Raw genomic sequence first — 8,759 nt, 5'->3', positions numbered from 1 at the left:
ACCCCCATGGTCAGAATACGGCAGCTTACCGTATCCCCATCCACAGGTGATACTACCTGTACCCTTTTTACAGGATATTCTACCTGTATCTTATTCCCGGTATCATAGGTTTCAATATAGGCCATAGGATTCATGGCCCCATAACTAAACCCCCCGTAAAAAAGTAGCACCACCCCTATTACCCCTATGGTGATCCTAAGGCTGGCATTTTTACTATAAAGGATTGCAAACAGAATACAAATAACGCCTGCAATAATTGAAACTATTACACTGGTAAGCATCACTATTTTATAAAAGTATTAAACTTAATTCTATGATTTGCGTACTCTAATATAAGAAAATATGACAAAAAATGCTAGTCGAGATTAGACATATACCGGCATTGCGGTAGCCTATTCTTCTCGGGATCAACTCTGAACAAGCTAGGATATAATGTATTAAATAGGTGTATGTTATGCGCTTTACTTGTCCTTAGTCTTTGCTGTAAATTGACAGACACACCCTGCAATTCTCTTCGAAATCCCATAAAACAGTAACAAATCTTATTATCCCCTATTAATTTTAACAAAAATAATCTACCTTGAGATGCAATATTCTACTCTCATGATCAAAAACTTGGCATTAAAAGGCGGTGGCGTACTGGGGATAGCCTATGTGGGCGCTATAAGGGAATTGGAGAAAAGAAACATGTACGATGGCCTTAAACACGTTTCAGGCACTTCTGCCGGAGCCCTGGTGGCAGGAATGATTGCCGTGGGGTACAATTCCAAGCAAATTGAACGCTTAATGCATCAGCTCGATTTCAAGAAATTTAAGTCGGGTTGGAATCCTCTGAGAATTTTCACCAGATACGGCCTTTACAACGGGGATTATATAGTAGACTTTATTCATGACTTCCTTAAAATATCAAAATACCAACTCCCTAAAAATGCCACCTTTGCCGATTTACAGAAAGCCGGGTGCAAGGATCTGACCGTATTTGCCTCAAATCTTAACTTACATACCTTTACAGAGTTTTCAGAATATGCAACTCCCCATTGTATTGTTGCCGAGGCTATCAGGGCCTCCATGTCTATCCCCCTGTTCTTTAAAGCCTGGCAATTCAGTAATGGCATTCCCAATGATCATATCTATGTAGATGGCGGAATGGTCTATAACTACCCCCTCTCTTTTTTCGATAAAAAAAGGTTCCACAAGAAAAAAGGATTTAATCAAGATACTCTGGGCTTTTACCTGGAATCTAAAAAACTTTATGACGTTGAAACCGAACCCGAAACGTATACGTCTGGAAAAGGGAAGTATCACAAAAAAACGTTCTTTACCTTTTTTGTGCGTTTTGGGCAGCTATTTACCTATTTTAAACACGCTTTTGACACCCTGATGAACGCACAGGGAATCGATTTTATGGAAGACAACCATTTGGTGGAAAGAACTATCTTTATTAGTGACCTGGGGATTTCTGCCACGAATTTTAATCTTTCTGAGGATGATAAAAAACGTTTGATCAAGTCAGGACAAGTAGGTGCAAAAAGTTATTTTAAACGGAGAAAAAAGAAAGCAGAGAAAAAAAATAAGAAGACCAAACAACTGAATTAAGAAGAAATACTCAATGAGCACACAAAACCCATTGACCCTTGTCACCCCTATAAAGGATGGACATTTAGAACATCTGTATTCGTATTTAAAAAAAGTGAAGTATGAATTGGAGGCCAACAAACACGAGTTGTTTGAAAGGACCAAGAATATTCATTACCTCAGATGGCTCATCATAGATGATAAACAGTCTAGCAACCCCCACACCATTTTTTTTAAACATGACAAGGAGAGTACCCCCCAACTAGTTTTTTCCTCTAATTTCGATGGTAGTGTAGACGCTCATCTGGAGGATCTCAGTGCCGACGTGGATGGTATCCTGGACACGGAAGGTAATCCATATGCGGAAAGCCATCTAATAGATACTGTGTATGGATGTTGCATTGGATATCCTGAAGAAGGGGAAAGAACGCCAGCTACCAGAAAAGAATTTTTTAAGAAGTATATGGTAAAGACCTCTGCGTTTTACCAGGGATCCCCAGGAAGAACAGTAGTTCAGATCCTCCGGGAGAATAAATTGCGGAATTATCTGAAAGATTTGATAGATGCCGGCTCATGGGACCCTAAGTTGACTCCCCGTGAGATCCATCAGTATTTAAAAAAACAAGTGGCATCTAACGACGACTTTAGTGGGCTCCAGGACAAGACCAAATTACCCCGGCGTAACTGGCTGAAGTTTATCTTGTTTATACTACTGGTTATCCCCCTACTGCCTGTAATCATTATTTGGGTGTTGATCGTTCAGTATTTCTATGAGGAAAAGGACGAGTATTACGTTAATACCCGTTCAGATATAGATAAGGAAAAAATAAAGGTTCTTGAGGAATACGAAGACCTGGGGACCGAAAAAGATGTTAAGGGCAAGGGACAACTAACCGACCTTCCCCCTGTGTACTATCAGAATCAATTTTCGCAATTGGTAGATATGAAGCCAGGGAAAGTGCGGTTAATTACCTTTAAGGCCATGATGTTACTGGCACGTGTCCTTATCTCAAGCCTTTTTGTGCGGGGAAAACTAATGGGTATCCCCACCATACACTTTGCCCGTTGGGTACTTTTTGACGACAATAAAAGGGTGTTGTTCTTTAGCAATTTTGACGGTAGCTGGCAGCAGTACTTAGGCGATTTTATTGATGAAAGCGGATGGGGTCTTACCGGGATATTTTCGAATACTACGGTGTTTCCAAAATCGAGATTCTTAGGTTTTACCGGAGTATTGGCCAAAAAGAAGTTTATTTCCACCTCGCATTTTCTATTTCCGGGTGGTGCCTATGACGAGGAGCATTTTCTCGCCTGGAGTAGGGATTCAGAATTGTCAACTCAAATTTGGTACTCGGCCTATCCCGAACTATCGATAAAAAATGTAAATAATAATTCCAGGCTTTGTTACCTCTTATCCAAAGATCTATCGGAACGCGGAGCCAGAAGATTTTTTGAACTAATTTAACAGCATATGCATACAATAGAATTGGAAGACGTTCAGGGATACCTCATAAGAGGGTATGGAAACATGCAGTTTTCCAGATTTGTACTGTTACAGGTACAAGAGGCCGATCTTGCCAGAAAATGGCTCAAAACTATCTCAGGAAAATTGACAAATGCTACTGTCGTAGCCAAGGATAAACTCCCGGACACCTGTCTTAATATTGGTTTTACCGCTGAAGGTTTAGAAGCACTTGGATTATCTCCGAAAAACATCAATACCTTCTCCCCTCCCTTTAAAGAAGGGATGATCACCGAACACCGCAGCAGACTACTGGGCGATCTGGATAGCAGTGCACCCGAACACTGGGAATGGGGTGCCGGGGAGGACAAGCATGTGCATATGGTATTAATGGTTTTTGGTAAGGATAAAGCTACCTGTAAAGAGTATTACAAAAAGCTAAAGAAGAAGTATACCCAGCACGGGCTTAAAAAGTTTAGGAACCTGGATGGATTAACCTTAAAGGACAACAAGGAACATTTTGGGTTCAGGGATGGCATTGCACAACCCATTATTAATGGGAGTGGCAGGGTTGGCCCTGACTACAATTGCGTAAATGCGGGCGAATTTATATTAGGCTACAAAAATAATTACGAAGTTTTCCCCGATTCTCCCAGGATCGAAGAAGAACAAGGAAATTTAAATCTGCTACCTGCAGATCCGGAAGTTCCCGGAAAAAAAGATCTGGGTAGAAATGGCACTTATCTCATCATTCGGCAAATGCAGCAAGATGTAGAGGCCTTTTGGGATTTTATGAATAAACAAACCGCCAAAGAGGATAACTCTATAGATGAAGAGGCAAGTACAAAACTTGCCGCCCGTATGGTGGGCAGATGGCCTAGCGGTGCTCCCCTATCCAAGTTCCCGGATAAAGATCCCGGAGGGGCCAGTGATGAAAACGATTTTTTATACGCCAAAGATGACCCCGAGGGTTTAAAGTGCCCCTATGGGTCTCATTTAAGGAGAATGAATCCAAGAGATAATTTTGAATCGTACAGCAAGAAAACCTCCATGGTTCTAAGTAATCGCCACCGACTTATTCGAAGGGCGAGGCTTTACGGAGACCCTATTGTAGGATCACCTTTAAACAGGAAGCCAAAGGGAGACGTTGGGATCTATTTTACCTGTTTTAGTGCCGATATTAGCAGACAATTTGAATTCTTGCAATACACCTGGTCTAATTATCCAAAAATAAAACAGTTGTACAGTGATCCTGATCCTATTATTGGGGTTCGCGAAAATCCTGTGGAGGGGCAGGAACAAAATTTTACCATTCAGGCGAACCCGGTAAACCAGTCAATTAAGAATTTAAAGCGATTTATAACTATACGCGGTGGGGCGTATTTCTTTTTTCCCTCAATTACCACAATCCGGTATTTGTCTACGCTATAAGAAGATCTAATCTCCGTTCTCAATATATCCCTTGGCATTTTCAAGGGATTTTTTTAGAAACTTTTTGTACAACAAACTTAGAAAGAGTGATAGGATGAGTCTGGCTAGTATATTCCGATAAGAGAAAGAATAATCCCAGCTAATCCGTGTCTGATCGTTTATCCTGTCGAACCAAACCTGGCCATAGGCTTTTTTACTAAAAAACCGAAGAAAGTTACTAAACTCAGTTACGCTATAGGAATAGTTAGCACTGGGGTTGAAGGTCATCAACTCCTCCACTACCGTATCTCCCCCATCAAAGAACACTTTTCGTCTTGCCCCTACAAAATTATAGGGTCCTTTTAATATTTCCGCATTGAGCGCTGCAGGTATGGGCCCTACTTTCTTAAGCCAATTGGGCAGTTCGCTTCCACTGGTAATAAAATCGAATGCAGTGCTCCTATCGCAGTCTACCAACACTTGCGCAGAGCGCTTTAAGATGCCTTTTTGAGGAACCGGCTCTGGTATTGTTTCCAAATTTTGTTCTCTTTTTGGAGGTAAAAAATCCGCACTGTCCTTAGGCTCAAAAACCGGGAGCCCATTCTTTTCATGCCGGTACTTAGACATGGCCTCATACACCCGTCTTCTCGCCCTGTTAAAACTTCCAAGAGGACGGTGTTCCGGGAGCGAATGCCATGAATTAAATGACAGATTCTCCCCAAAGGTCATTTGCTCGGTAGCATCGAATTCCTGTGCCACGATGGTTAACGTCGCCACTTTAAAAAACTGCGAGGTCCATTCTACGGTAGGATCTTCAATAGGCATGGTGTCCGCATCGGTTTGGAATTGCACGTAAAAATCGAATTCGGCCGGATTGCTATATAAGGTTTGGGCCATATTGATGCGAAGATAATTCTCTTCCTTTGTGTTTTCGTTCAGGATAACATTATCCGGAGACGGCTTTAAATAGTACTTTACCGCCTTATCCGGCTTGCCAAACTGATAGGGTTGTGTACTCCAATAGTGCATATCTAACGGATTACTGCACTTTACCATTGACCCCATGACGCGTTTAAGGATCCCCCAATGAGCGGGATTAAGAAAATAAAGTGCCAGTTTGATCTTGCTTTTTGCAGTAGATGCTTTAAGCGTTTTCCTGAATTCTGCGATGTTCTTTGAAAAGAAGGTTTCGCTGGTCATCAGCAAAAAATCCTGTGATTTTTCGGTGCGTTGATCGTTCAGGATCTTTTCGCCGGGCACCCCCATTAGTTTAATGGCAATACCTCTAATGTCTTTTTTCTTGTCTTTCTGAGGTTTGGTGTTGGAATTCGAAAAACGAACCCAGGCATTGTACGAGGTTGGGTTTTTAAATACCCCAACTTTTAAATCGTCGGGTAGATTTTCTTCAACTTTAAAGGTCGCTTTTACACAACCGTGCATTTTGGTGTGGATCTGGCGAAGCATTTTTTTGTCTGCATACATGCGATCTACCTGAGCAATCATCTCAGACATCATTTCTTCAATGATAGAATCTTCATCCTCAGTTATATATTCACACCCTATTTGCTTGGTTTGCTGTGGTTGTTTCATAATTGGTGGTTGGTTAGTTATTTAAATATTCGTGTTAGCTTGGATAGCCAATCTTATCCACTAATTTCTTAAATCTGGGATCGTCTCGTATCGGAATAAATTCAGGGGCATATTTTAGCGAAAGCATCCAGATATCACGATATGCTATTGCCTTGTTAAGATACTCAAAAGCCATATCTATATCCCCTAGTGCAATATAAATAATGGCTATCCCCAAAGGAGATATGGCTTGATTTTCTGATGAAGTTTCTAAAGTGGATATAATGTTTTTAGCTTCCTTATGTTGCCCATTTTGGGCCAAAGCGATACTTAAGGTGATTTGGCTCCATCCAATTCCATTTGAAAGATCAACCGACTTTTGGGCCTCTGTTACAGCGCGTTCGCTATCCCCTTCTAAAAAACTATTATAAGCTAACAATCTATAAGCTTCGGAATAATTGGGTACCGCGTGCAACATATTTTGCAATACTTCTCGTGCTTTTTCGGGTTCTCTCCCCCACGTGTAATAACAACTTAAGGTATACTGATTAAAAAATGACAGCGGATCGTTCTCTATGACCTTTAGCGTAACTTCTGCAGCTTTATCAAAATCTCCAAAGCCGAAGGCGTAATACCATGGGTCAACGACAGTTCCTGTAAAATAAAAGGGGATTGCAGATAAATCTGCTTTTTCATATTGATTCCTGGCTTTTTCGAAATTCCAATCCTGCCAAAAATACAGCTGCCCTAAGAGAAAATGAGCGCTCCCGAGATCATCATTAAGCGATAAAGCCTTCTCCGCATAAAACTTTGCCTTGCGGAATCCCTCCCTGGGAGGAGATAGAAGATACATGGTATAAAGAAAATGTAAGTTCCCCAGTTCTGCATATGCCTCAGCATAATTAGGATCTATTTGAATGGCACGGGTAAAACAAGCCAGGGCTTTATCAAAATATGTGATGTATTTCTCCACATAAAACCGACCTTTTAAAAGTTGTTCGTAGGCTTCCATATTAATGGGTGCCACTCTTTTGTCTAACTCCGTTAAGGTTAACTTTAATTTTTTAGAAATCTTTGAGGCAATATCATCCTGCACCTCATATATGTCGTACAATTCCCGATCATAACGTTCTGCCCACACCTGACTGTCATCACTTACTTTTAAAAGTAATGCATTGATGCGAACCCTGTTCTGGCTTTTACGTATGCTCCCTTCGAGCAAATAATCTACCTGCAAAGTTTTACCAATTTCTTTGATAGAAAGCGTGCTGTTTTTAAATTGAAAGGAGGAACTTCTTCCTACTACTCTAAGTTCCTTAATATTAGAAAGGGTAATTAATATTTCATCTGCTATACCATCCCCAAAATATTCTTCTTCGGGATCATTATTTAAATTCCTAAAAGGCATAACCGCAATACTATCCTTATGTTCTGGGTTTATGTTCTCAAACGAATCATAAAACCCACTAGGCATTATCCGTTCAAAAGCCTCAGTGACAATTACTTCATAAATTGGCACAGGTTCCTTTACATTTTTAAGGTTAAAATCTCCCTTAGGTTTTATTTCAATTCCCTTTTTGTTAGAAAGATTTCTCCGAACAGCATCTGAAATATGGGTTCCTCGTGGAGGTGCAGTGGGTTCAATTCTGGAGGCAATATTTACCCCATCACCAAATATATCGCCGTTTTCAAAAATTACTTCACTTAAATGCAAACCAATTCTGAGGACTAGGTGAGGATCGTCAATACTTGCAAGATGTATTTCGGTGGCGGCACTCACGGCATCCGTTGCACTAGGAAACATAGATAATACACCATCGCCTAAATCCTTTATCCAGGTACCCCCGTATTTTTTTATAATGGGCTCCTGAATTCTTCTATTTTTTCTAAGTGTTTCCAGTGCCAGATTTTCATCCTCGCCCATTAATGCGGTATAGCCCAAAATATCGCTAAACATTATGCAGGCTATAAGTCGGTTAGTGGTTCTGGTATTACTCATCTTAAATACACTAATTCATTAACAGAGTCTGATATTCTTCGATTTGAACTAAAAGTTCTTACTATCGTTATAAAATTACAACTTTATAAATGAATTTTTGTTTAGCGTATAGGTACAAACATGAATCCAATTAAAAAATAAGTTAATTCGTACTAGTACTGTCTGTATTATGGTGTATAAATACCAGTATCCAAGGGTTGAAATTTATCTTAATGCCCATGGAGTCTCCTTTTAGAGTACCTGTTTAGGCCATTTACTGGAAATGTCATATTTTTTCTTTGGTTTTGCCAAAATGTTCATAACCGAAGTTGGATGCCGTCATAAAAGACTATAATCAGCAACAAAAAATAAAGACGTGTAAACGGCTATTAAATACCCACAGTAAATCCATATAACATAGCCACATATATTGGTTGATTTATAGACTTTTTTTACACTGAACAACTATGTAATTTTTATTCAGATCTTGCTTACTAAGCTGTTACGGCCTCCTACCTCTAGTTAACATCATAGATCGAGGCATTCTTCATACTTGGGAGTGCTAAAATGTATGAGGTTATTGATTTGGAGTCCTTACAAATGGACACAGAAGTACTAGACAAGATTTTATGAAATTTGCATAAGGTTACTTTGAGAAAAAACTTAGCGAGCGGCCATTATGGTGATTTGAATTAATTCTTTGATCAAGGTTAAGTGGCAAGCACATTACGAAATTCCATGTGTCTGAACGGACTTGTCGATTTG

General features: G+C 40.1%; 6 protein-coding genes. 3 read left to right on the top strand and 3 right to left on the bottom strand.

Features of this window, described 5'->3' with window-relative positions; all coding sequences use genetic code 11:
* Nucleotides 1-281, bottom strand: a 281-nt coding sequence (locus WBM49_RS06380; RefSeq protein WP_424371225.1) for a hypothetical protein, incomplete at its 3' end; no start/stop codon positions are given.
* A 322-nt stretch (nucleotides 282-603) separates the two neighbouring features.
* Here WBM49_RS06380 and WBM49_RS06375 point away from each other — a divergent pair.
* From WBM49_RS06375 to WBM49_RS06365, 3 genes are read left to right on the top strand one after another with little or no spacing between them, the layout of a single operon-like run.
* Nucleotides 604-1,596, top strand: a complete 993-nt coding sequence (locus tag WBM49_RS06375; protein ID WP_424371224.1) for a patatin-like phospholipase family protein — start codon at nucleotides 604-606, stop codon at nucleotides 1,594-1,596.
* Between the two features lie 13 nt (nucleotides 1,597-1,609).
* Nucleotides 1,610-3,040: a hypothetical protein gene (locus WBM49_RS06370; RefSeq protein WP_424371223.1), complete on the top strand. Its 1,431-nt coding sequence runs from the start codon at nucleotides 1,610-1,612 to the stop codon at nucleotides 3,038-3,040.
* Nucleotides 3,041-3,046: 6 nt separating this feature from the next.
* Entirely contained in the window at nucleotides 3,047-4,468 is a 1,422-nt protein-coding gene (locus WBM49_RS06365) for a Dyp-type peroxidase (protein ID WP_424371222.1), read from the top strand.
* A 6-nt stretch (nucleotides 4,469-4,474) separates the two neighbouring features.
* Here WBM49_RS06365 and WBM49_RS06360 read toward each other — a convergent pair whose 3' ends face one another.
* Together WBM49_RS06360 and WBM49_RS06355 are read right to left on the bottom strand one after the other, a co-directional pair.
* Nucleotides 4,475-6,037, bottom strand: a complete 1,563-nt coding sequence (locus WBM49_RS06360; RefSeq protein WP_424371221.1) for an SRPBCC family protein — start codon at nucleotides 6,035-6,037, stop codon at nucleotides 4,475-4,477.
* A gap of 34 nt (nucleotides 6,038-6,071) precedes the next feature.
* Nucleotides 6,072-8,015 carry a TPR end-of-group domain-containing protein gene (locus tag WBM49_RS06355; protein ID WP_424371220.1) on the bottom strand — a complete coding sequence of 648 codons (1,944 nt, stop codon included), beginning with the start codon at nucleotides 8,013-8,015 and terminating at the stop codon, nucleotides 6,072-6,074.
* Nucleotides 8,016-8,759 lie beyond the last annotated feature (744 nt).

The sequence above is a fragment of the Muriicola sp. genome (assembly GCF_049669965.1).
Classification (GTDB): domain Bacteria; phylum Bacteroidota; class Bacteroidia; order Flavobacteriales; family Flavobacteriaceae; genus Muriicola.
The sequence above is the reverse complement of the archived record's forward strand: the minus strand, read 5'-3'. Positions and strand labels throughout refer to the sequence as shown.